Annotated in this window: 24 protein-coding genes and 1 other annotated feature (1 of these 25 running past the window's edge); of the genes, 23 read left to right on the plus strand and 1 reads right to left on the minus strand. The window is 44.5% G+C overall.

What is annotated here, in order from left to right; genetic code table 11:
• The first annotated feature begins 173 nt into the window (after nucleotides 1-173).
• The 19 genes from AC4PGZ_RS12190 (at nucleotide 174) to AC4PGZ_RS12280 (ending at nucleotide 17,549) form a co-directional block, all read left to right on the plus strand.
• Nucleotides 174-1,190, plus strand: coding sequence for a LacI family DNA-binding transcriptional regulator (locus AC4PGZ_RS12190; RefSeq protein ID WP_492158878.1), 1,017 nt, complete (start codon nucleotides 174-176; stop codon nucleotides 1,188-1,190).
• A gap of 91 nt (nucleotides 1,191-1,281) precedes the next feature.
• Nucleotides 1,282-2,373, plus strand: a complete 1,092-nt coding sequence (locus tag AC4PGZ_RS12195) for a sugar ABC transporter substrate-binding protein (RefSeq protein WP_492158879.1) — start codon at nucleotides 1,282-1,284, stop codon at nucleotides 2,371-2,373.
• A gap of 112 nt (nucleotides 2,374-2,485) precedes the next feature.
• The gene (locus AC4PGZ_RS12200; RefSeq protein WP_492158880.1) at nucleotides 2,486-4,009 is read left to right on the plus strand and encodes a sugar ABC transporter ATP-binding protein; all 1,524 of its coding nucleotides are present in this window, start codon (nucleotides 2,486-2,488) and stop codon (nucleotides 4,007-4,009) included.
• 2 nt (nucleotides 4,010-4,011) lie between these two features.
• Nucleotides 4,012-5,019 (plus strand): ABC transporter permease, encoded by a 1,008-nt coding sequence (locus AC4PGZ_RS12205; protein ID WP_492158881.1) that lies wholly within the window; start codon nucleotides 4,012-4,014, stop codon nucleotides 5,017-5,019.
• Nucleotides 5,020-5,064: 45 nt separating this feature from the next.
• Nucleotides 5,065-6,294 carry an S-methyl-5-thioribose kinase gene (gene mtnK, locus AC4PGZ_RS12210; RefSeq protein WP_492158882.1) on the plus strand — a complete coding sequence of 410 codons (1,230 nt, stop codon included), beginning with the start codon at nucleotides 5,065-5,067 and terminating at the stop codon, nucleotides 6,292-6,294.
• A 24-nt stretch (nucleotides 6,295-6,318) separates the two neighbouring features.
• Nucleotides 6,319-7,407 (plus strand): S-methyl-5-thioribose-1-phosphate isomerase, encoded by a 1,089-nt coding sequence (gene mtnA, locus AC4PGZ_RS12215; protein WP_492158883.1) that lies wholly within the window; start codon nucleotides 6,319-6,321, stop codon nucleotides 7,405-7,407.
• Nucleotides 7,408-7,456: 49 nt separating this feature from the next.
• A complete protein-coding gene (locus tag AC4PGZ_RS12220) occupies nucleotides 7,457-8,314 on the plus strand; it encodes a class II aldolase/adducin family protein (RefSeq protein ID WP_492158884.1) in 858 nt (285 codons plus the stop codon).
• Between the two features lie 4 nt (nucleotides 8,315-8,318).
• Nucleotides 8,319-9,860, plus strand: a complete 1,542-nt coding sequence (locus tag AC4PGZ_RS12225) for an aldehyde dehydrogenase family protein (protein ID WP_492158885.1) — start codon at nucleotides 8,319-8,321, stop codon at nucleotides 9,858-9,860.
• A gap of 16 nt (nucleotides 9,861-9,876) precedes the next feature.
• On the plus strand, nucleotides 9,877-10,191 hold the full coding sequence (locus AC4PGZ_RS12230) for a BMC domain-containing protein (protein ID WP_492158886.1): 315 nt from the start codon (nucleotides 9,877-9,879) through the stop codon (nucleotides 10,189-10,191).
• Between the two features lie 21 nt (nucleotides 10,192-10,212).
• Nucleotides 10,213-10,485, plus strand: coding sequence for a BMC domain-containing protein (locus AC4PGZ_RS12235; RefSeq protein WP_492158887.1), 273 nt, complete (start codon nucleotides 10,213-10,215; stop codon nucleotides 10,483-10,485).
• Nucleotides 10,486-10,491: 6 nt separating this feature from the next.
• Entirely contained in the window at nucleotides 10,492-10,977 is a 486-nt protein-coding gene (locus tag AC4PGZ_RS12240) for a BMC domain-containing protein (RefSeq protein ID WP_492158888.1), read from the plus strand.
• On the plus strand, nucleotides 10,974-11,246 hold the full coding sequence (locus AC4PGZ_RS12245) for a BMC domain-containing protein (RefSeq protein ID WP_492158889.1): 273 nt from the start codon (nucleotides 10,974-10,976) through the stop codon (nucleotides 11,244-11,246). Before AC4PGZ_RS12240 ends, AC4PGZ_RS12245 begins: the two co-directional genes overlap by 4 nt.
• A gap of 85 nt (nucleotides 11,247-11,331) precedes the next feature.
• Nucleotides 11,332-11,982 (plus strand): phosphate propanoyltransferase, encoded by a 651-nt coding sequence (pduL, locus tag AC4PGZ_RS12250; protein ID WP_492158890.1) that lies wholly within the window; start codon nucleotides 11,332-11,334, stop codon nucleotides 11,980-11,982.
• Nucleotides 11,983-12,007: 25 nt separating this feature from the next.
• Nucleotides 12,008-12,268 (plus strand): EutN/CcmL family microcompartment protein, encoded by a 261-nt coding sequence (locus AC4PGZ_RS12255; protein ID WP_492158891.1) that lies wholly within the window; start codon nucleotides 12,008-12,010, stop codon nucleotides 12,266-12,268.
• 20 nt (nucleotides 12,269-12,288) lie between these two features.
• A complete protein-coding gene (locus AC4PGZ_RS12260; RefSeq protein ID WP_492158892.1) occupies nucleotides 12,289-13,428 on the plus strand; it encodes an extracellular solute-binding protein in 1,140 nt (379 codons plus the stop codon).
• A complete protein-coding gene (locus tag AC4PGZ_RS12265) occupies nucleotides 13,425-14,756 on the plus strand; it encodes a CoA-disulfide reductase (RefSeq protein ID WP_492158893.1) in 1,332 nt (443 codons plus the stop codon). The genes AC4PGZ_RS12260 and AC4PGZ_RS12265 overlap by 4 nt, the downstream gene beginning before the upstream one ends.
• A 21-nt stretch (nucleotides 14,757-14,777) precedes the next feature.
• Nucleotides 14,778-15,605: a CoA transferase subunit A gene (locus tag AC4PGZ_RS12270; protein WP_492158894.1), complete on the plus strand. Its 828-nt coding sequence runs from the start codon at nucleotides 14,778-14,780 to the stop codon at nucleotides 15,603-15,605.
• A gap of 11 nt (nucleotides 15,606-15,616) precedes the next feature.
• Entirely contained in the window at nucleotides 15,617-16,369 is a 753-nt protein-coding gene (locus AC4PGZ_RS12275) for a CoA-transferase subunit beta (RefSeq protein ID WP_492158895.1), read from the plus strand.
• Nucleotides 16,335-17,549: an iron-containing alcohol dehydrogenase gene (locus tag AC4PGZ_RS12280; RefSeq protein ID WP_492158896.1), complete on the plus strand. Its 1,215-nt coding sequence runs from the start codon at nucleotides 16,335-16,337 to the stop codon at nucleotides 17,547-17,549. The genes AC4PGZ_RS12275 and AC4PGZ_RS12280 overlap by 35 nt, the downstream gene beginning before the upstream one ends.
• Before the next feature lie 118 nt (nucleotides 17,550-17,667).
• Here AC4PGZ_RS12280 and AC4PGZ_RS12285 read toward each other — a convergent pair whose 3' ends face one another.
• Nucleotides 17,668-17,943, minus strand: a complete 276-nt coding sequence (locus AC4PGZ_RS12285; RefSeq protein ID WP_492158897.1) for a hypothetical protein — start codon at nucleotides 17,941-17,943, stop codon at nucleotides 17,668-17,670.
• A gap of 176 nt (nucleotides 17,944-18,119) precedes the next feature.
• On the opposite strand from AC4PGZ_RS12285, the gene AC4PGZ_RS12290 reads away from it, so the two are divergent.
• The 4 genes from AC4PGZ_RS12290 to AC4PGZ_RS12305 all read left to right on the plus strand — a co-directional run bounded on the left by AC4PGZ_RS12290 (nucleotide 18,120) and on the right by AC4PGZ_RS12305 (nucleotide 21,771).
• Nucleotides 18,120-18,614 carry an RNA polymerase sigma factor gene (locus AC4PGZ_RS12290; RefSeq protein WP_492158898.1) on the plus strand — a complete coding sequence of 165 codons (495 nt, stop codon included), beginning with the start codon at nucleotides 18,120-18,122 and terminating at the stop codon, nucleotides 18,612-18,614.
• A gap of 39 nt (nucleotides 18,615-18,653) precedes the next feature.
• Entirely contained in the window at nucleotides 18,654-19,589 is a 936-nt protein-coding gene (rsiV, locus tag AC4PGZ_RS12295; protein WP_492158899.1) for an anti-sigma-V factor RsiV, read from the plus strand.
• Between the two features lie 88 nt (nucleotides 19,590-19,677).
• Nucleotides 19,678-21,033, plus strand: coding sequence for an MATE family efflux transporter (locus AC4PGZ_RS12300; protein WP_492158900.1), 1,356 nt, complete (start codon nucleotides 19,678-19,680; stop codon nucleotides 21,031-21,033).
• Nucleotides 21,034-21,048: 15 nt separating this feature from the next.
• On the plus strand, nucleotides 21,049-21,771 hold the full coding sequence (locus AC4PGZ_RS12305) for a LytR/AlgR family response regulator transcription factor (protein ID WP_492158901.1): 723 nt from the start codon (nucleotides 21,049-21,051) through the stop codon (nucleotides 21,769-21,771).
• 120 nt (nucleotides 21,772-21,891) lie between these two features.
• Nucleotides 21,892-21,966: a binding site (T-box leader), on the plus strand (it continues 178 nt past the right edge of the window).

The raw sequence follows: 21,966 nt of genomic DNA on the forward strand, positions 1-21,966 counted from the left end.
TGACATAAATTATAAAGCTGAAGATATTGAAATCACAAATAACGTGCATATTGATAAAAACTTAATAAAAAGTTTTAATAAAAAAACGTTTGCATTTTATTAAAAATATGATATTATTCTTATAAGAAAATGTGAAAACACAAAAATATAAAATTGAAAAGTAGATGGTAAATATGTCGATAACTATCAAAGAAATTGCAGAAAAGGCAGGAGTCTCAAAAGCCACTGTTTCGCTGGCTCTCAATAACAAGGGCGCAGTAAGCGAAAAGACAAGGGAACTCATATGGGACATAGCAAATTCAAACGGATACAACAAGAAGAGCTATACGATCAAAAAGAATATCCTGTTCATAAAATACATAGGCAATGGAGCAGCGATAGAGCACAATGGCGACTTTGTGGCAAGAGTCGTAGATGCGATAGAATTTGCAAGCAGAGAGCTCAAATACAGCCTCACTATAAAGAATATAGAAGTGGGCGAATTTGAAAGAGAAATCAAATATATAGACTTTGACAGCTTTGAAGGAGTTATAATACTGGCTACGGAGCTTGAATCGGACAAAGGCGAGATCATAAGGACCATTCCGGTTCCAACTGTCGCAGTTGACAACATGTTCGAGGATCATGACGTGGACTGCGTGGTAATGGACAATTACGGAGGCATATTCTCAGCAGTAAGATATCTGTACGAGCTTGGACACAGGGACATAGGATACATAGACAGCCATATAAGATTTCCAAACTTCGAACAGAGAAGCATCGGCTACGAAAGAGCAATAAGAAAGCTCGGAATGGAGTACAGCGAGGAAAACATAAAGTTCGTACAGCCAAATCTCGAGGGAGCATACTGCGACATGATCACGGAGCTCGAATCGGGAAAAAGAATACCTTCCGCATATGTTGCGGCAAACGATACCATAGCCATAGGAGCCATAAAGGCGCTCAGAGAAAAAGGCTATGAGGTCCCTGAGGATGTATCAGTAGTGGGATTTGACAACATACCATTTGGAAGAGTCCTCGAAAAGAGTCTCACGACAATGCATGTGGACAAGGAGCAGCTTGGAGAGCTTGCAGTAAAAGCTCTGAACAACAAGATAAAGAATAAGGAAAAAGGCTGCATAAAAATGGTTACAAGAACAAAGCTTACAGTAAGAGAGAGTACCTGCCCTCCAAAGGCAGAACAGCGTTAATAACTGCGATGGCTAACGGGAGTGTTTTATCTGCCTTCGTATTTATTATAAATCACACAAAAATCTAATATTACATACCAGGAGGATACTTATGGTAAAGAATGTAAAAGCAAAGAGAATACTGTCACTGCTTACGGTGGCAACACTTTCAGCATCACTTCTTGCAGGATGCGGATCATCAAATGAAAGTGCAGAAGGCGAGTCTACAGAAACAGCAACATCTGGAAAGATAGCGGTAATAAGAAACCTTCCTTCAGATGACCATACAAAGCAGTTCCTTGAGGGAGCTACTTCAGAAGGACAGGCACTTGGGTATCAGGTTGACACTTTCATCTCAAACGGAGACGATGCAAAGTTCCAGGAGCTTGTAGCACAGCAGATTCAAAAAGGATATGACGGAATTATCATATCACACGGAAAGGCAGAATATTCAACAGACATGATTCAGCCAGCACTTGATGCAGGAATGAAGGTAGTAACTTTTGATACAGCATTCAAAGATGGAACTATTCCTGAGGGAGTAACTTCAACAGCTCAGGACGATGAGGCGCTTGCAAGACTTTCACTTGATGAAATAGTTGCAGCATCACCTAACAAGCCTGCAAAAGTTCTTAAGATATGGTTTGGACCTGGAATCCCTCCACTTGACAGCCGTGAAGTAGTATACAAAGAGTACGAAGCAGCTGGAAAGATCGTTACGCTTGAAAACGTAGGACCTTCAACTCTTGACGATGTTCAGGGAGAAGTTTCAAACAGAGTAGGCGCAGTACTTCCAAAATACCCAGCCGGCACAGTTGATGCTATGTGGGGATCATGGGACGAAATGGCAAAAGGTGGATACAAAGCCCTTAAAGAAGCAGGAAGAACTGATATAAACCTTGTTTCAATAGACGTTTCAAACCAGGACATCAACCTTATGATGGAAGAGGGAAGCGTATGGTCAGCAACAGCAGCAGTAGACCCTAAGCTTATAGGAATAGTTAACATGAGACTTCTTGCTAAAAAGCTTCACGACGAAGAGACACCACAGACTTACAACCTTGAAGCACACCTTATAAAGAAAGATCAGCTTAGCGCAGACACAACAATGAACACACTTGCTGATGCAGTTCCTGGATGGGGACAGTCTGATGCATTCAACGAGCCTTGGATGGATGAACTTAGAGCAGCAAACGCGAAATAACAGCAATTTACTTTAATTATTGAATATATTTAGGATAGAGAAGTATACACTCCACTTCTCTATTCTTAAATATGGATAAATTAGTTTTTTAAAATGGGATGGATGTGAGACGATGAAACAGACAAAGCGTATAAAGCTACAAATGCAGGATATATCTATAGAGTTTCCTGGAGTAAAAGCCCTTTCAAACGTCGATTTTGAAATGGAAAGTGGAACAATTCATGCACTCATAGGAGCAAATGGTGCAGGAAAATCTACCCTGATGAAGGTACTGTCAGGAGTAAATTCACACTATGAAGGCAAGATATTCATAGATGGAAAAGAGGAAGAGATTCGCTCTCCAAAAGCAGCAAAAAGCAAGGGTATAGAGATAGTGTATCAGGAAGTCGATACTGCGCTCATACCATACCTCAGCGTTGCAGAAAATATAATGCTGAACAGCACAGTTAACAACATGGGCAAGAAACAGATGGTCAACTGGAAGGAAATACATACAAGAGCAGAGGCTATTCTGAAAAAACTCAATATTTCTATGAATATAAAAGATCTGGTAAGCGATCTTTCGCTTGCGCAGAAACAGATGGTTCTTATAGCAAGAGCCGTGGTAGAAGAATGCAGGTTCCTCGTGCTTGACGAGCCGACAGCGCCTCTGAGCAACACTGAGACAAAGGAGCTTTTCAGGATAGTAAGAGATCTTGCTCAGAATGAAAACGTTGGAATAATCTTCATATCGCACAGACTTAACGAGCTTTTCGAGATCTGTGAGAACATAACGATAATGAAAGACGGCACAGTAGTTGCCAACAAGCCTATTGACAATAATCTTACGCCAAAGCAGGTAGTAGAAATGATGCTTGGCAGAAAGTTCGATGATAGATATCCAAAGAAAGAGATTGAAATTGGAGAAGTCCTCCTTGAAGTAGACGGCCTTCATGAAAAAGAAGGAACCGTAAAGAACGTAAGCTTCAATGTAAGAAAAGGCGAGATAATAGGAATCTCCGGACTGGTTGGAGCCGGAAAGACAGAGCTTTGCAAGACCCTGTTTGGAGCTATGAAGCAGAGCCAGGGAGAAGTAAGGCTGAGCGGAAAGCCTCTTAAGATCACAAACCCTTTCAGCGCCGTAAAGCAGGGACTCGCGCTTGTACCTGAAGAGAGAAGAAAAGAAGGAATACTCGTAGAAGATCCGGTTTATGCAAACCTTTCAGCTACATCGCTTGACAAATATTCCAAAAAATTCAGCTTCATTGACAAGAATGCAGAAAAAGCGGCAGCAAAGGAAATCATTGCAGATCTTGGAATAAAAACTCCTTCAGAGAATCAGCTTGTAAAGCTTCTCTCAGGAGGAAATCAGCAGAAGGTTGCCGTTGGAAAATGGCTGATCTCTGACGCAGACATATATATCCTGGACGAGCCTACAAAGGGAGTAGACGTAGGAGCAAAGCAGGACATATTCGAGCTCATAGGACGCCTTGCAGAGATGGGCAAGGGCATAATATATGCTTCGTGCGAATTTGGAGAGATCCTTGGTATAGCTGACAGAACATATGTGATGTATGACGGAGAAATCGTAAAAGAACTTGAAATCGCAAATACAAATGAAGAAGAACTTCTTTATTATTCAACAGGAGGACGTTAGTAATGGAATCGACTATAAAGGTTGAGAAATCAGAAAATAAAAAGAACAAGAACTCAATCATAGAGTTCATAAGCAAGTGGGGAACGGTTATAACGATCGTGTTCCTGATAGCGCTGTTTGGAGCGCTCATGCCGACAACATTCCTTACGATTAGCAACATGACTACAATACTCAGAGGAATATCGATAGTTACGGTAATAGCAATAGGGGTTACCATATCCCTTACAGTAAACGGATTCGACCTTTCAGTTGGATCTACGGCTACCTTTGCGACATCGCTCGTAATGACGATGTTCGTATGGTATGGCATGTCCACATTCACTTCGATAGGACTTGCGCTTCTCGTGGCACTTGTAGTAGCGGCAGTGAACTCATTCCTTATAGTAAAGCTCGGAGTGCCTGATATGCTTGCGACTCTTGCATCCATGTTCATATTCCAGGGAGTTGCGATGACATACTCAGGTGGAGGCTCTGTTTCTCAGAACATGGCAAGACTTGACGGAACTATAACTACAGGAAAGGTTCCGGAGCTCTTCTCAAAAATAGGACAGGCACCGTGGATAATACTCATAATGCTTGTAATAGTGCTTCTTGTACACATATTCCTTACTTACACAAAGCACGGAAGATACATGTATGCAGTAGGTGGAAACCTTGAGGCAGCAAGACTTTCAGGTATACCGGTAGAAAAATACCGCGCACTTGCATACTTCCTTTCAACGCTTTTCGCATCAATGGGTGGTATCCTGATAGCGGCAAGGGTTGGATCAGCACAGATAAACGCAGGAGCAGGATATCTTATGCCTGCAGTTGCAGCAGCATATATAGGATTCTCATTCGCAGGCTCAGGAAAGGCCAACGCGATAGGAACACTTGTAGGAGCGCTTCTTGTAGGTATCCTTGAGAACGGACTCGTAATGATGTCAGTTCCATACTACTCACTTGATATAGTAAAGGGAGCAGTTCTTGCAATAGCACTTGCAAGTACGTACTTCAGAAAGAAGAATTAGCGAAGCTTTAATATAATAAATACATTTATGAAAGGATCAGAAACCATGTCAAAATTTGAAACTTATTTTTTAATGAATGACCAGGACGTAATAGAATATGTAAAGGAAAAGCTTGATATTTTTCCTGCAGATGCAGTGCTCACTTCAAAGGAGATCGGAGACGGAAACCTCAACTATGTTTTCAGAGTTAAGGAAGAGTCAACAGGAAAATCAGTGATAGTAAAGCAGGCAGGCGGAGAAGCAAGAATATCTGCAGACATAAAGCTTTCAACAGACAGAACCAGAATCGAGGCAGAAATACTTAAGAAGCAGGGCGAGCTTGCACCAGGGCTTGTACCTGAGGTATATCTTTATGACGCAGTTATGTGTTCATGCACCATGGAAGACCTTTTCGACTATACTATAATGAGAACAGCGCTGATGAACCATGAGAAATTCCCTCATTTTGCAGATCAGATATCGACATTCATGGTAAATACGCTTCTTGGAACTACAGATGTATGCGTAGAGCACAAGGCAAAGAAGGACGATGTCAAAAACTACATCAACCCTGAGCTTTGCGAGATTTCAGAAGATCTCGTATATACAGAGCCATTCAACAATATCGGAAACAGAAACAATGTATTCCCTCCGGTAGGAGACTTCGTTCAGAAGGAGCTTTATGAAGACACAGCGCTTCACCTTGAAGCAGCAAAATGCAAGTTTGAATTCATGAACAATGCGCAGTCGCTTATACACGGAGATCTTCATACAGGCTCTATATTCATAAACGACCACTCAACAAAGATATTCGATCCTGAGTTCGCATTCTACGGACCAATGGGATATGACATAGGAAACGTAGTGGCAAACATGTTCTTTGCATGGAACAACGGAACCTTCACAATAGAAGATGAAGCAGAAAAAGCAGACTTCACGGGCTGGGTAGAGCAGTCAGTGGAAGACACGATAGATCTTTTCATAGAGAAATACGGCAGATACTATGACGAGAACGTAAAAGACCACATGGCAAAGACTCCTGGATTCAAGGAGTGGTATCTTGACACAATACTCAGAGACACGGCAGCAGTAGCAGGTCTTGAGCTTGTAAGAAGAATAGTAGGGCTTGCAAACGTTAAGGACATAACGACTATAGCCGATGAAAGCAAAAGAGCTGCAGCAGAAAAAATCTGCATACTTACAGCTAAAAACTTCATAATGAACCGCGACAGCTTCAAGACAGGAAAAGACTTCACAGGAGCGCTAAAAGACGCAGTAGCAAAGGTAACCGTATAATATTAAAGACAGGGAGACAGCAACATGGAACAGAAAAACATACTCAACTATGAAACCGTAGCACTTGACAGCGAAAAAGGCGAGCTTGTCATCATAAACCAGACAAAGCTTCCTTATGATATTGAGATTCTGAGACTGAACACTCAGAAACAGATCTGGGATGCAATATACAGACTGGAAGTAAGAGGAGCTCCGGCAATAGGGATAGCAGGCGCTATAGGAGCATACCTTGCGGCAAAGGACATAAAGGCAGAAGACTTTGATACATTCTACAGCGAATTCGTAAAGGCAAAGGACTACCTGGATTCATCAAGACCTACGGCAGTAAATCTTTCATGGGCACTTAACAGAATGGAAAAAGTCGTTCTGGACAACAAGGACAAATCAGTAGCAGAGATAGTAGAGCTTCTTCACAAGGAAGCAGTTGAAATAAAAGAAGAAGACATCTGGGTATGCAAGACTATCGGAGAATACGGCCTTTCACTCGTAAAGCCGGGAGACGGACTTCTTACGCACTGCAACGCAGGCCAGCTGGCTACTTCAAAATATGGAACAGCTACAGCAGCTATGTACCTCGGACACGAAAAAGGCTACAACTTCAGAGTGTTTGCAGACGAGACAAGACCGCTTCTTCAAGGAGCAAGACTTACTGCATTCGAGCTCCACTCAGCAGGAATAGACGTAACGCTCATCTGTGACAACATGGCATCAAGCGTAATGAAAAAAGGCTGGATAGACGCGGTATTCGTAGGCTGTGACAGAGTAGCAGCAAACGGAGACACAGCAAACAAGATAGGAACATCAGGCGTAGGAATACTTGCCAAATACTACGGAGTTCCAATGTACATCTGTGCCCCTACTTCGACTATAGACATGAACTGCCAGACAGGAAAAGACATACACATAGAGGAAAGACCGGCAGAGGAGATCACAGAAATGTGGTACAAGGAAAGAATGGCACCAGACGGCGTAAAGACATTCAACCCGGCATTCGACGTTACAGATCACGAGTGCATCGCCGGAATAATAACAGAATACGGAATAGCTTACCCTCCATTTGAAGAATCACTTAAGGCGATCTTTGAGAAGAAAGCACAGGCACAGGCAAAATAATTTAATATACAGTTTACTGAAACTCTCAGACTAAGGAGGGGAAAATTTGATGACAGGATACAACAGCTTTAAATATTTATCAGACTATGAAGCCAAAAAGCAGATAATCGCAATAGGAAAAAGAATGTACGACAAGGGCTTTGTGGCTTCAAACGACGGAAATATAAGCTGCAGAGTAGGTCCAAACACAATCTGGACCACACCTACGGGGGTGTCAAAGGGATTCATGACACCGGACATGCTCGTAAAGATGAACTTCGACGGAAAAGTGCTCATGGGAAAACTCAAGCCATCCTCAGAAGTAAAGATGCACCTTCGCGTATACAATGAGAATCCGGACGTAATGGCCGTAACACATGCGCATCCGCCGGTAGCGACATCGTTTGCGATAGCAGGCATAAGCCTTGACAGAGCTATACTTCCCGAAGCGGTAGTAAACCTTGGATCAGTACCGATAGCGCACTACGCGACACCGGGAAGCCAGGATGTTCCAGACTCGATAGCCCCATACTGCAACACACACAACGCAGTGCTTCTTGCAAACCACGGAGCGCTCTCATGGGGAAAAGACCTCACAGAGGCATACCACAGACTTGAATCACTTGAGTACTATGCAACCGTGCTCATGTACACAGGAAGAATAATAGGAAGAGCAAACGAGCTCAGCTGCAGCCAGGTAAACGAGCTGATCGACATAAGAGAAAAGCTTGGAATAACATCAGGCGGCACGCCACCATGTTCACTTAAAGAAACAAATACCACAGACGTTGTGAAGACAGATAAACCACTCACAGCCTATCAGGCTTCAGGATGCTCAGTATCATCCGCAGGCACAGAAAAAGAAGCCATTATAAGAGAGCTGACACAGAAGATAACACAGCAGGTATTGGAAAGTCTAAAGAGGTAACATCATGGAAATAGGACAAAAAGATATAGAGCTGATAGTACAGCAGGTTCTGAAAAACGTAGTGAGCCAGGCAGCTCAGGCAGAAGCTCCAGCGGCCCCAGCCTCAGCAGGCCCGCAGGTAAAGACATACAGGCCGGGCGTTCCGGTTCAGGAGTTCAGCATGAAATCACCATATGCACCGACATCAGCCGCCGCTCAGACAGTTCAGGGAGACTACGGTGTATTTGATACGATGGATCAGGCCGTAGAGGCAGCATACCTTGCGCAGAAGGCATATCAGGCAGGATTTCAGCTAAGAGACAGAGAAAGACTCATAAAAAGCATCAGAGAGACAGGCATAAAAAACGCAGAAAAACTGGCGAGAATGTCAGTGGATGAAACCGGACTTGGAAGATATGAGGACAAGATACTTAAGAACATGCTCGTGCTCGAAAGAACTCCAGGTACTGAATGCCTTGCTACACAGGCAATATCAGGAGATGACGGACTTACTATAGTAGAACACTCGCCATATGGAGTAATAGGAGCCATAACGCCTGTCACAAACCCGACAGAGACGATCATAAACAACGTGATCTCTATGCTGTCAGGCGGAAACAGCGTAGTGTTCAACGTGCATCCAAGCGCAAAGGAAGTCTGCAGATTTGCCGTTCAGATGATAAACAGAGCGATAGAAGAAGCAGGCGGACCAAGAAACCTCGCTACCATGGTAAAAAACCCTACGCTTGAGACAGTTTCTGAGCTCAGCAAGAACGATAAGGTAATGATGCTGGTAGGAACAGGTGGAATGCCGATGGTGCGTTCACTGCTTCAGTCAGGAAAGAAAGTAATAGGAGCAGGAGCAGGAAACCCTCCGGTAATAGTAGACGAGACAGCCGACATAAAGAGAGCGGCAAAGGAGATCTTCAAGGGAGCTTCATTTGACAACAATATACTCTGCCTTGCAGAAAAGGAAGTATTCGTAATCGAGAGCGTCGCTACAGACCTTGTCTACAACATGATCCAGGAAGGCGCATTCCTTCTTAACGAGTCACAGCTGGAGAAAATAATGAATCTCGTGCTCACATATGACGAGACTCCAAAAGGAAGAGAGTATCACACAAGCAAGAACTGGGTAGGAAAAGACGCAGGAAAAATGCTTGATGCGATAGGAGTGCAGGGAAAGAGCGACTGCAGGCTTCTCATATGTGAAGTCGGCCCGGATCATCCATTTGTACTGCTTGAGCAGCTGATGCCGGTACTTCCGATAGTAAAATGCAGAAACCTTGACGAAGCCATAAAATATGCAATGATCGCAGAGCACGGAAACAGACACACTGCATCCATGTTCTCACAAAGCATCAACAACCTTACACGCTTCGCAAGAGAAGTAGAGACCACGATATTTGTAAAGAACGGAGCCACGCTTGCAGGAGTTGGATTCGGCGGAGAAGGACACACTACGATGACAATCGCAGGTCCGACAGGCGAAGGAATAACGAATGCCGTGTCATTCACTAGACAGAGAAGATGCGCGCTCAGCGAAGGCGGCTTCAGGATAATATAGAAAAGCAGGTGTAATCATGGCAATGGGATTTTTAGAAGTTGCGGGATATGGTACAGCCCTGTATGCAATGGACAAGGCGTGCAAGGCTACGGATATAAGAATTCTTGGCATTGATACCATCAATCCCAAGGACTCCAGTGCCAACATACCCCTCACAGTACAGGTGAAATTCGAAGGCAGCGTCTCAGACGTAAAGATAGCGACTCAGACAGCTCACGAGGCGGCGCTCAGATTCAACACAGAACAGGAAATAATAACAAGTGTAATTGACAATCCATATGAGGGAACATCTCAACTGGGAAAAATTACCAAGGTGAAAATAAACGGATAACCATCAGATGGAGGTAGTAATATGGCGGCAATAGGAATGATAGAAACAAGAGGCCTTACAGCATCTATAGAAGCGGCAGACGCAATGCTCAAATCTGCAGACGTAGAGCTTGTAGGAACAGAGAAAATCGGATCTGGCCTTATTACAGTGATAGTAAAAGGGGAAGTTGGAGCAGTAAAGGCGGCTACAGAAGCTGGTGCCGAAGCGGCATCAAGACTCGGAGAACTGGTAAGCGTACACGTTATAGCCAGACCTCACGATGACACTGCAAAAATATTTCCAGGAATGAAATAAAGAATAATGAATAAAAAAAATTTCAGTGCAATAGGAGTAGTAGAGATCAACTTCTTCACAAATGCCCTTATCGCCCTTGACGAAATGCTCAAGGCATCAGACGTTCACCTCGTATCATGCGAAAAAAAGCTTGGAGGCAGGATGGTGACGATAATAGTAGGTGGAGACACATCCTCGGTAAATGCGGCCATAGAAGCGGTATATGCTACAGGAGGAAGGATAGGAGAGAATAATATCAAAGTAGCCGTTGCGATATCAAATCCCCATCCGGAGATAAAAAGACTGCTCAACCTTGCAGAAGATAAACAGGATAATAAGGCTCAGAACATCAGCGCTGAGCCAGCACAAAGCGTTAAGGCAGAAGACTCAGCTGACCAGGCCGAAAAATCTGCTGATGAGGCACCGGCAGCAGAGCCGCCTCAGGAAGCGCAGGATAATGTTAAACAAACCAATCAAACTCAGAAACCAAAAACCAGGAGGACGAAATCATGAAAGCAGTAGGAATGATCGAAACAAGAGGACTAGTAGCATCAATCGAAGCAGCAGACGCAATGCTTAAATCAGCAGAGGTAGAATTAGTAGGAACAGAGAAAATAGGTTCAGGCCTTGTTACAGTAATAGTACAGGGAGATGTTGGAGCAGTAAAGGCAGCTACAGAGAGCGGAGCCGAAGCAGCATCAAGACTTGGCGAAGTAGTATCAGTACACGTTATCCCAAGACCACACGCAGACATCAATTCAATCCTGCCAATGATCAAGTAAATAAAGACTGTAGAAAACTGACTTTGTTTATTTGCAGAGTTAGTTTTCTTTCTTAATATGCACAGAGCTTGAAGGAAGGGGTAATATGAACACACAAAACCTCATAGATCAGATAACAGAGCTTGTACTTGCCGAAATAACAAAGATGAAGAGTGCAGAAAAGCTCATACCGGTGGGGATATCAGCAAGACATGTACACCTCACCCAGCAGGAAGTGGAAATACTTTTCGGAAAAGGACACCAGCTTACATTTCTCAAGCCCCTCAGCCAGCCGGGACAGTTTGCAGCGCAGGAGACAGTTAGCCTTACAGGACCAAGAGGAACCATCGACAAGGTGAGGATACTGGGACCCGTACGTTCAGGCTTTCAGGCAGAGCTTTCGCTTTCAGATGCAAGGACTCTGGGCATAAAGCCTCCGATAAGAGAATCGGGAGACCTCTCAGGAACTCCGGGGCTCAAGGTAAAAGGACCAGCAGGAGAGCTTGATGCGCCTCAGGGAGCAATAATAGCAGAGAGGCATGCTCACATGTCAGAGCAAGAGGCTGCGGCATTTGAAATAAAGGACGGAGACTATATAAAAGTTTATGTCGAAGGCCGAAGCGGCGGAGTAATGGACAGAGTAAAGGTCAGAGTAAAGAGCAGTTATGCGCTTGACCTTCACATAGACACAGACAATGCAAACGCATTCGCGCTCGAGCAGGGCCAGATGCTGAGATTCGAGAAAATAGAAAAATAAAAAAACGGGCTAAGGAGTGATGAACATGATTTTAGGAAAAGTAGTTGGGACAGTTGTATCTACAAGGAAATGTCAGAATCTCGTGGGATATAAGCTATTGACGATAAGACCACTTTATGGAAACCGAGACGAAATATTTGTTGCAGCAGACAAGCTTGGAGCCGGAATCGGCGAATGCGTGCTGATCACGACTGATAATACCACACAACACGCCCTTGACAGTGCAGCTCCTGTTGATGCCCTTGTTGTCGGAATCGTCGATTCGATACCACAGATAGAAGAATAATCTTTAAGGGGGATGAACAAATGAAGAAGATAAAGATACTGGCGGTACAGGACCCCGCAGTAAGCGTATACGTAGACAGCAGGCTGGACCTGCTCAGAAAGTTCCCCAAAAAAGACGTTGAAGCAGAATTCGACATAGTGTCATGGGACGATTATTTCGAGACCATGATGAAATCATTTCAGGGAAATGCAGACTACGATATCGTAATGGTAGCAGGGCATCTCTGGCTGAGAGATTTCGTAGAAAAAGGATACCTGCAGGAAATAAGCTATGATTTCGAGGACATACTTCCAGTCATAGCCAGAGAAATGCAGTATAAGGGAAAGACATATCTGTCACCATCATTCTGTGACGGACACATGATAGCATACAGAAAAAGCGCGGTAGAAAAGGCGGCAGGAAAGCTTCCTGGAGAGATAATGACTGCGGATGAATTTGTCGATATCGCCGAAAAATTACATAAGGCAGGATATCAGAATCCGATCGCCCTCAAGGCCGCAAAGTCAGAGATACTGCTTGATGCGCTGCCATACCTGAGAAGCGGCGGAAAAGACGTATACACTCAGACCGAATCAGGAATAAGCTGCAATATCGCAGAGCTTGAAAATGAACTTGAAAAATATGTATCTCTCAGAAAATTTGCGCCAGAGGACACTCATACCTATGGAAATGATGACATAAGAGAGATACTTTCAGATAAAAAAGCCATGATGGCGACCACATGGAGCGGCCAGCTTGGCGTAGTAATGAAAGACTGTAAGGAAAAGGAAGATATAGGATTTTCGACATTTGACACAGCGTGGAACGTAACCTGGTCATTCGCGATAACGGGAGTAAGCAAAAACAAGGAAGAAGCACAGGAACTCCTTGAATACCTGAGATCCCCGGAAATCGACGCCATGGCAGGAGAATGCTCGGGAGCGCCTGTAAGAAAATCCAATTATGAAAAGGGTGCGGACATATACCCATGGTACAGAGTCCAGCTCAGAATGATAGAAGAATACGCAGAGCCCTTCCCGCCGCTTGCTGAGGCAGGAGATATGAACGGTGTGCTTTATGACGCGATATACAGCGCATTCACAGGTGAAAAGAGCGTAAGGCAGGCCATTGACGAAGCACAGGCAAAGGCAGATTCCATTCAGGAAAGGAGCCAGATTTGAAGGTAGCAGTTATAGGAGGAGTAGCGGCAGGAATGTCAGCTGCCTCAAAGATAAAGAGGATGGACCCACAGGCAGAGGTAACAGTATACGAAAAGGGCGGATACCTTTCGTATGGAGCGTGCGGGCTTCCATATTATGTAGGCGGATTCAACGACGACTACACCAAAATGATAGCAAGGACCAGAGAGCAGTTTGAAAAGACAGGAATAAAGACTCATCTGCATCATGAAGTCCTAAAGGTAATACCATCAGAAAAACAGCTCCTCGTGAGAAACCACGAGACAGGAGACATATTCATAGACAGCTATGACAAGCTTATGATATCTACGGGAGCCTCAGCAGTAAAGCCGCCTATAGAAGGAATAGACAGAAAAGGCGTATATCAGCTCAAGACGCTTGAGGACGGCCTTCGCCTGAAGGAAATAGCAGCAGACCCTCAGATCAGAAATGTAGTCGTAGTAGGCGGAGGATATATAGGAATCGAGTCAGTAGACGCATTCCTTCACCTTGGAAAGAACGTAACCTGCGTAGAATTCGCAGACAGGATACTCATGCCGTTTGACAGAGAGATATCCGCGCTTGCAGAAAAAGAGCTCATTTCAAAGGGAGTAAGCCTCAGGACATCAGAAAAAGTAGTTTCGATACAGGGAGGTCAGAGCGTAAGCAGCGTAGTCACAGACAAGGGGCAGTATCCGGCGGATCTCGTAGTGCTCTCGATAGGAGTACGTCCGGCAACAGAATTCCTCAGAGACACAGGCATACAGATGGCCCCAAACGGAGCACTCATAGTAGACCGCGAGATGAGGACCTCGATAGCCGACATATGGGCAGCAGGCGACTGCAGCCTCGTGTATCACAAAGGCCTGAAGGAAAATGCATTCCTCGCCCTTGGAACAGTAGCCAACAAATGCGGAAGAATAGCCGGTGAGAACATCATGGGCAAGCATATAAAATTCACAGGAGCGCTCGGATCTGCAGCGATAAAGGTATGCGACCTCGAGATGGGACGTACGGGACTTGGCGAGGCAGAAGCCCAGAGACAGGCAATAGACTACAGAACAGTCATAGTAGAGGCCATGGACCATCCGGCGTATTATCCGGACCCGACGCCGATAACCATAAAGCTCATATACGAAGCAGGCACAAGAAGGCTCCTTGGAGCGCAGACAGCCGGAATAAAAGGCGCGGTTATGAGAGTAGACGTATTCGCAGTTGCAATACACAACAACATGACCACAGACGAGCTTGGAATGACAGACCTCGTATACGCACCTCCTTTCGCGGGAGTGTGGGATGCAGTCCACATAGCAGCAAACGCAGCAAAATAGAACTTAAGAGGAGGGATTTTATTGAACAAGCTGATGAACATCTCTGACGCAGTAAAGCTGATCAGAGACGGGGACACGCTTGGCGTGGGAGGAAACGTGCTCCACAGAGCGCCGATGGCCCTCATAAGAGAAACAGTCAGACAGGGCAGAAGAGACCTTAAGGTAGTGAAGACAGCCGGAGCCATGGACGTAGACATGCTGTGTTTTGGTGGATGCGTAAAAAGCGTAGATGCAGGCTTTATAAGCTATGAGACCGAGTTCTCACTTGCAGACCACTACAGAAGAGCCGTACAGGGCGGAACCGTGAAGGCGAATGAACACGCATGCTATACCGTTATGAGCGCGCTCAGAGCAGCTGTATACGGGATACCGTTCATGCCTGTAAAAGGACTGATGGTGAGTGATCTGATAGATGCGAATGACTATTTCACGCGCATGGCAGATCCGTTTTCGGGAGAGATGATAACCGTAGTAAAGGCCATAGCGCCTGACGTCACCATAATACATGTACAGGAAGCAGATATCAGAGGAAATTCACTCATATACGGACCAAAATTCGATGACGTGCTCCTGGCAAAGGCATCAAAAAAGATAATAGTTTCAGCAGAGAAGATAGTTGATACCTCAAAGTTTCAGGCAGATACAAAACTGCATACCTCATCCCAGAAGGTAGACATACCGGGATTCATGGTTTCCGCAGTAGTGCACGCTCCAGGAGGAGCGGCGCCATGCTCATGCCAGGGCTATTATGATATAGACAGAGACCACATAAAGGCATTCAAGGCCATGAAGGACGCTCAGGAGCTTAGCAGCTACCTGGATGCTCAGAAGATAAAGGATTACAGATAAGGAGGGAATCAGTGAACAACACATCCGAAAACAGCGTGCAGTCAGCAAGAAGCTGCGACATAATGGTATGCGCGATGGCAAGACTCATAAAAGATGGAGATACTGTGTTTCACGGAGTTTCCTCGCACATGCCTATGATAGCGGTGCTGCTTGCAAAAGCGCTCCATGCACCGGACGCAGTGCATCTTAACATCCCGGGAGGAGTAGACCCATATCCGGCAGAGCTCCAGAAATATACCAGCGCAGGAACCGCGCTTACAGATACGAGCGTAGCGGATTTTCCGCTTTCAGACGTATTCGACCTTTCAATGAGAGGTGGGCTCGATGTCGCATTCCTCAGCGGAATCCAGTTCGATAACGCCGGAAACGTAAACGCATCCGTAATAGGAGACTATAACAAGCCAAAAGTAAGGATGCCAGGCGGAGCAGGAAGCGCAGTGCTCATACCGACAGCAAAAAGAGCCATAATATGGAGAACTAAGCATGACGTAAGGACATTCGTAAAAAAGGTGGACTTCGTGACCACCCAGGGAAACATAGACAGGATAGTTACCCCTTTATGCATATTCAGAATGTATGACGGAGAGCTCATACTAGACAGCATACATCCTACATCAAGCATAGAAGAAGTAGCAAGCAATACAGGCTTTGACATAAGATATATAGACATAAGCTATACTCCGCTCCCAACAAAGCAGGAGATGGACATGCTCGCAAAGATAGACCCGCATGATTACAGAAACATGGAATTCGGACAAAAATGAGGTGAAAAACATGCATAATCCCTGCAGAGTCAACATGATATCTACCAATTTCTTCGGGGCAGGAGCCATAGAGCTTCTCCAGGGAGAAATAATGAAAAAAGGCTTCAGAAAAGCGCTTGTTATAACAGACAGCTTTCTCTTTGAAAGCAAAGTTGCAGACCAGATATGCACAGAGCTTGCGGGCGCAGGAGTACACAGCTTCATATACTACGGAGTAAAGCCAAACCCCACGGTTGAGATAGTAAACGAGGCCCTCAGCGTCGCAGCAGACATAAAGCCGGACTTTATAGTGGCGCTTGGAGGAGGATCAGCGATAGATACCTGTAAGGCGGTCGGCATAGTACTGGCAAACGGAGGAAGAGTCGAGGATTACGAAGGCGTGAACAAGTCATCCGAGAAATCGCTTCCGGTAGTCGCGGTAAATACTACGGCAGGAACAGGCTCAGAGGTGACGACCTTCTATGTAATAACAGATGAAAAAAGACATTCCAAGATGGTTATGGTAGACACCAACTGCAGTGTCTGGATAGCCATAAATGACACGAACCTGATGAAATCCATGCCGCAGAGCCTTACGGCAGCTACAGGGATGGATGCAATGACCCATGCAATAGAGGCAGTACTTTCAAACGAGGCGACTCCTTTCACAGACAAGGATGCACTCTGGGCGATAACCGCCATAAAAGAGCATCTCCCGCGCGCCGTGAAAAACGGAGACGACATGAACTCAAGAGAGATGATGGCCTATGCTCAGTACAGCGCAGGGCTCGCATTCTCAAATGCAGGGCTTGGAATGGTCCATGCCATGGCGCATTCCCTCGGAGGCTTCTATAATCTTCCACATGGAGTATGCAATGCCGTGCTCCTTCCACATGTCATGGAGTTCAATGCCGGAGATGAAAAGACTCACTATGACTTCAAAAAGATATACGGCGCGCTTGAGCTTAAGGGAGCCTCATACAGTTCCCGTGCAGCAGTAGCGCAGACCATAAATGAAATAAAAAAGCTTTCACACGAAGTCGGCATACCAGCAAGCCTCAGCGATCTCGGAGTAAGAGAAGAAGACTTCAGAGCGCTTGCAGAGCTTGCGCTGCAGGACACCTGCATGCCGTCAAATCCTGTAAAGCCAACCATAGATCAGATAATCGATGTATATAGAAAAGCGTGGAAAAAACGCTGAAGAAACAGCCCCCCGATGATGAAAAGCCGTAAAGGAAATGAATATTCCCCAAGCCTTTCGTCTGTGAATATATAAAAAGAATGAGTCGGCATACCCCTGCCGGCTCATTCTTTTTATGTTATTTCTTAAATTTGTCAATATCTTCGATTTCCTCGAGAATCTCCTCGACGTCATCTTCCTTCTCCTCTTCAACTTTTTCCAGCCACTCTTCAAAATCCTTCTTCATCTCTTCCCTGGTCTTGTTGTATTTAACCGCAAGTTTGTCGATCATCTCTTCCTGATTTTCCCTTATTTCGAGCATGGAGTCAAGCTCATCGCTGCCAAGCTCTTTCCATTTTTTCTTAAAAGCAGCCTTGAATTCTTCAAATTTTTCTTCCATATTAAGTTTTGCCATAACAGAGCACCTGCCTTTACATAAATGATAAAAAACAACACTACCATAGATATTATACCAAAGTAAGAGTAAAATTAAACTTATATGAGATATGAAACTTTTTTGCATTCTCATGCGTCTAATATATGAAAAGACAAAACGGATATCCAATTAAAACAAAAAGGCAGGAAAACAAAATGAACTCAGATGTAAGAAAAAATCTGGAAGAATATATTCTATCAGCAAGAGAAAAACACTACAGGATCGCCTGGAGCCATGTCAGAAACAGAGAAGATGCCCTCGACATAATCCAGGAAAGCATATACAGGGCGCTCAGCTACAGAGGCGACCTAAATCCGCAGCATATGGAGACCTGGTTCTGCACAGTGCTCATAAACACCGCGAGAGACCATCTCAGAAAAAACTCAAGGATTACAGTGATGGAAGAACAGGAACTGACCAGGGAAATCGAAAAGACAGTCGAGACTCCATCTCAGAGCAGTTTTGAGGACAGAGAAATCCTCAGCAGCGCCCTCGAAAAGCTCTCAGAGCAGGAACGAGAGATAATAATCCTCAGGTATTTTGAAAACATGGAGCTGAGCGAGGTGGCAGAGATAACCAGCAGGAAGCTCAGCACGGTAAAAAGCACTCTGTACAGATCCCTGAGAAAGCTTAAAGCGATAATAGAGTAGAGCCGTGGCCAGGCTTTTATATAGGATAAGGAGATAAAAATGAAAAGCAGCAAGCTTAGAGACAATATCGAAGATATGATAATAGAATATGAGAACATAGAGATCCCTCAGGAGCTGGAAATGACGGTAATAAGCGCCATCGAAGGCTCCAGAGCCGAAAGTCATAAGGAGAGTATAATCATGAATAAAAACAGGAAAATAAGAGGAATAAAAAACATCGCAGGTATTGCAGCGGCAGCAGCGCTGCTGTTCACAGGCGCAGTAAACATCAGCCCCGCATTTGCAGACTCAGTGGCGGAGATACCGCTGATAGGAAGCCTCGTAAGAGTAATAAATTTCAGTCAGCAAAGCTATGACGAAGGCACATACAATGCGGAAATCCAGACTCCGATAATAGAAGGCATGGAGAATGAAGAGCTTCAGAAATCGCTCAACAGCAGATATATAGATGAGAATAAGGAGCTCTTTGAGCAGTTCGAAAAGGAAGTGGCTCAGATGGAGGAATTTGCAGACGGTGGACATCTGGGAGTAGACTCCGGATTCGTTATAAAGACAGACAATGACCAGATACTTTCCATAGGAAGATATGTAGTAAACACAGTGGGTTCGTCCTCGACTCAGTTCAGATATGACACTATAGACAAGAAGAACGAGGTTATGATAACCCTCCCGAGCCTCTTCAGGGATGAAAGCTATATCGATGTCATAAGCAGTAATATAAAGGAGCAGATGAAGCAGCAGATGAAAGAGGATGAAAACAGGACATACTGGCTCAAGGGAGAGACCGAGATAATGGGAGATGAGGGATTTGAAAAGATAGCTGCAGATCAGCAGTTCTATATAAACGAAGATTCAAAGCTCGTGATCTCATTCGACAAGTATGAAGTAGCTCCGGGATACATGGGTGTTATCGAATTTGTCATCCCGACTGAGAAAATCCAGGAAATACTCGCAGGAAATCTTTATATAAGATAGACAATTATGATACAATACCGTTCTAAAATAGGGCATTGTATGATATAATCATAAATGAGAAATTAAACATATTTAGATTGGAGAACAAATGAGCAAGACAGGAAATGATTTAACACAGGGTAACGTTGTAAGGCAGCTTATAACATTTGCTCTTCCATTTATGATTTCAAATATCGTACAGTCGCTTTATAATGTCGCAGACATGCTTATAGTAGGCCGTTTTGGCGGGGCGGTAGGTATTTCGGCGGTAAACATAGGCGGTCAGGTAACATTCATAATAACCAATATAGTGATAGGCCTCAGCGTAGGAGGTACGGTCGTAATAGGCCAGTACATGGGCTCGAGGGACAGAAAATCAGCAGTAGAATCGATAAGCACCATGATGATTTCGCTGCTCGCAGCCGCAGTAGTCATAACCGTGGCGATGATGATCCTCGCGACCCCTATCCTCAATCTCATACAGACACCACCAGAGGCATTTGCACAGGCGAGAGAATATCTTCAGATAACCGTGCTTGGATCCGTATTCATCTTCGGGTACAACGCACTGAGCGCTATAATGAGAGGCCTGGGAGACAGCAGGAGGCCACTTTACTTTGTTACCATAGCATGCGTAGTAAATATAGTACTTGATCTGATACTGGTAGGATACTTTGGAATGGGCGCAAGAGGTGCAGCCATAGCGACGATAGTATCACAGGCGGCAAGCATGGTGCTGTGCATACTGTATCTTCAGAATACGGACTTCATGTTCGATTTCAGGCTCAAATCCTTCAAATTCCACGCAGACAAGTTCAGGATGCTTATGAAGGTCGGCATACCTACATCTATACAGAACGTAGCGGTAAACATATCCTTCCTTGTTATGACAGGGCTTGTTAACAGCTTTGGAGTAAAGGCATCAGCAGCTCTCGGAGTAATATCCAAATACAACTCCTTCGCGATACTTCCCGCAATAGCAGTGGGATCATCCGTGTCAGCAATGGTAGCTCAGAATATAGGAGCAGGAGAGATAAAAAGAGCACAGCATACTATGTACATTGGAATAGCTGTGGCGCTTGGAATATCTCTTCCAATATTCACAATAACCCAGATGTTTCCGGAGCAGATAATAGCGGTATTTGACAACGATCCTGAAATGATAAAGGCAGGAGTCACATACCTTAACACATTATCGCTTGATTATATAATAGTGCCGTTGATTTTCTGTATAAACGGACTGATAACAGGAGCAGGACACACCACGTTCGCATCTATAACAGGGATAATGTCAGCGCTTCTTCTCAGAGTGCCGGCAGCCTATATATTCGGGCTTACGTTTGACTGGGGTCTCATGGGCATAGGACTTGCAGCACCAGTGGCAAGCCTGGGTTCCACAGCGCTCGCTACGGCATATTATCTTAGCGGAAAATGGAAAATCAGCACAGTAATCAAAAAATCATAAGCTTAGAGGTTCTATATGATAAACATAGCAATATGTGATGACAGCGCGAAGGACAGAGAAAACATAAGAAGATATGTATCCGGATACTTTGAAAGCAATCCGCACAATTATAATGCCTCAGAATTTGAAAAGGGCGAAGATCTTCTCGCGGAATACATGGATGAGCTGAGAGGCTTTGATATCATATTCATGGACATATTCATGAGCGGAGAAAACGGCATTCAGATCTCAAAAAAGATCAGGCAGTACTCCGAAAAAGTAAAGATAATATTCATGAGCACATCACCGGAATTTGCGCTCGAAAGCTATGATGTATTTGCTTTCGGGTATCTTCTCAAGCCATTGGATCATGAAAATCTCAGGACGCTTCTGGACAAATATATAAAAGAAGTAGAGGCAAACGAAAAGAGCCTGACCATAAACATCAAGGGAAGGATACACAACATAAGCTATGCAGACATAGTGTATCTCGAGAGCAAGAACACGGCGGTAATAATACACACGCTGGACAAAGAAAGGTACAAGATATACGACAAGCTCGACAACATAGAGCTGAGGCTCGAAAACAGGAGATTCCTGAGATGCCATCAGAGCTATATCGTGAACATGGACCACGTAAGCTCAGTAGATACTGAATTCAGGACAAAGACCGACGACAGAGTCCTCATAAGAAAGAGGAGCCTCAGAGAGATCCGGGAAAAATACTACAAGTACATTCTCGACAAGATGGAATGGTAAACATACAAAAATGCAGGAATATCTGTTCGAATACAGAAATAATTCCTGCTTTTTTTATTTTTATTTAAAAATGTGTTGACACGGCGCTTGAATTTTGGTATTATTCTAAAAAGTGAATAAATAAAAACTTTGATGGAGAAAAGTAAACAGCTGATTTATTATCCAGGGAAGAACTGCCACTGACTGAAAGCAGTT

The sequence above is a fragment of the Proteocatella sp. QWL-06 genome, from assembly GCF_058684135.1.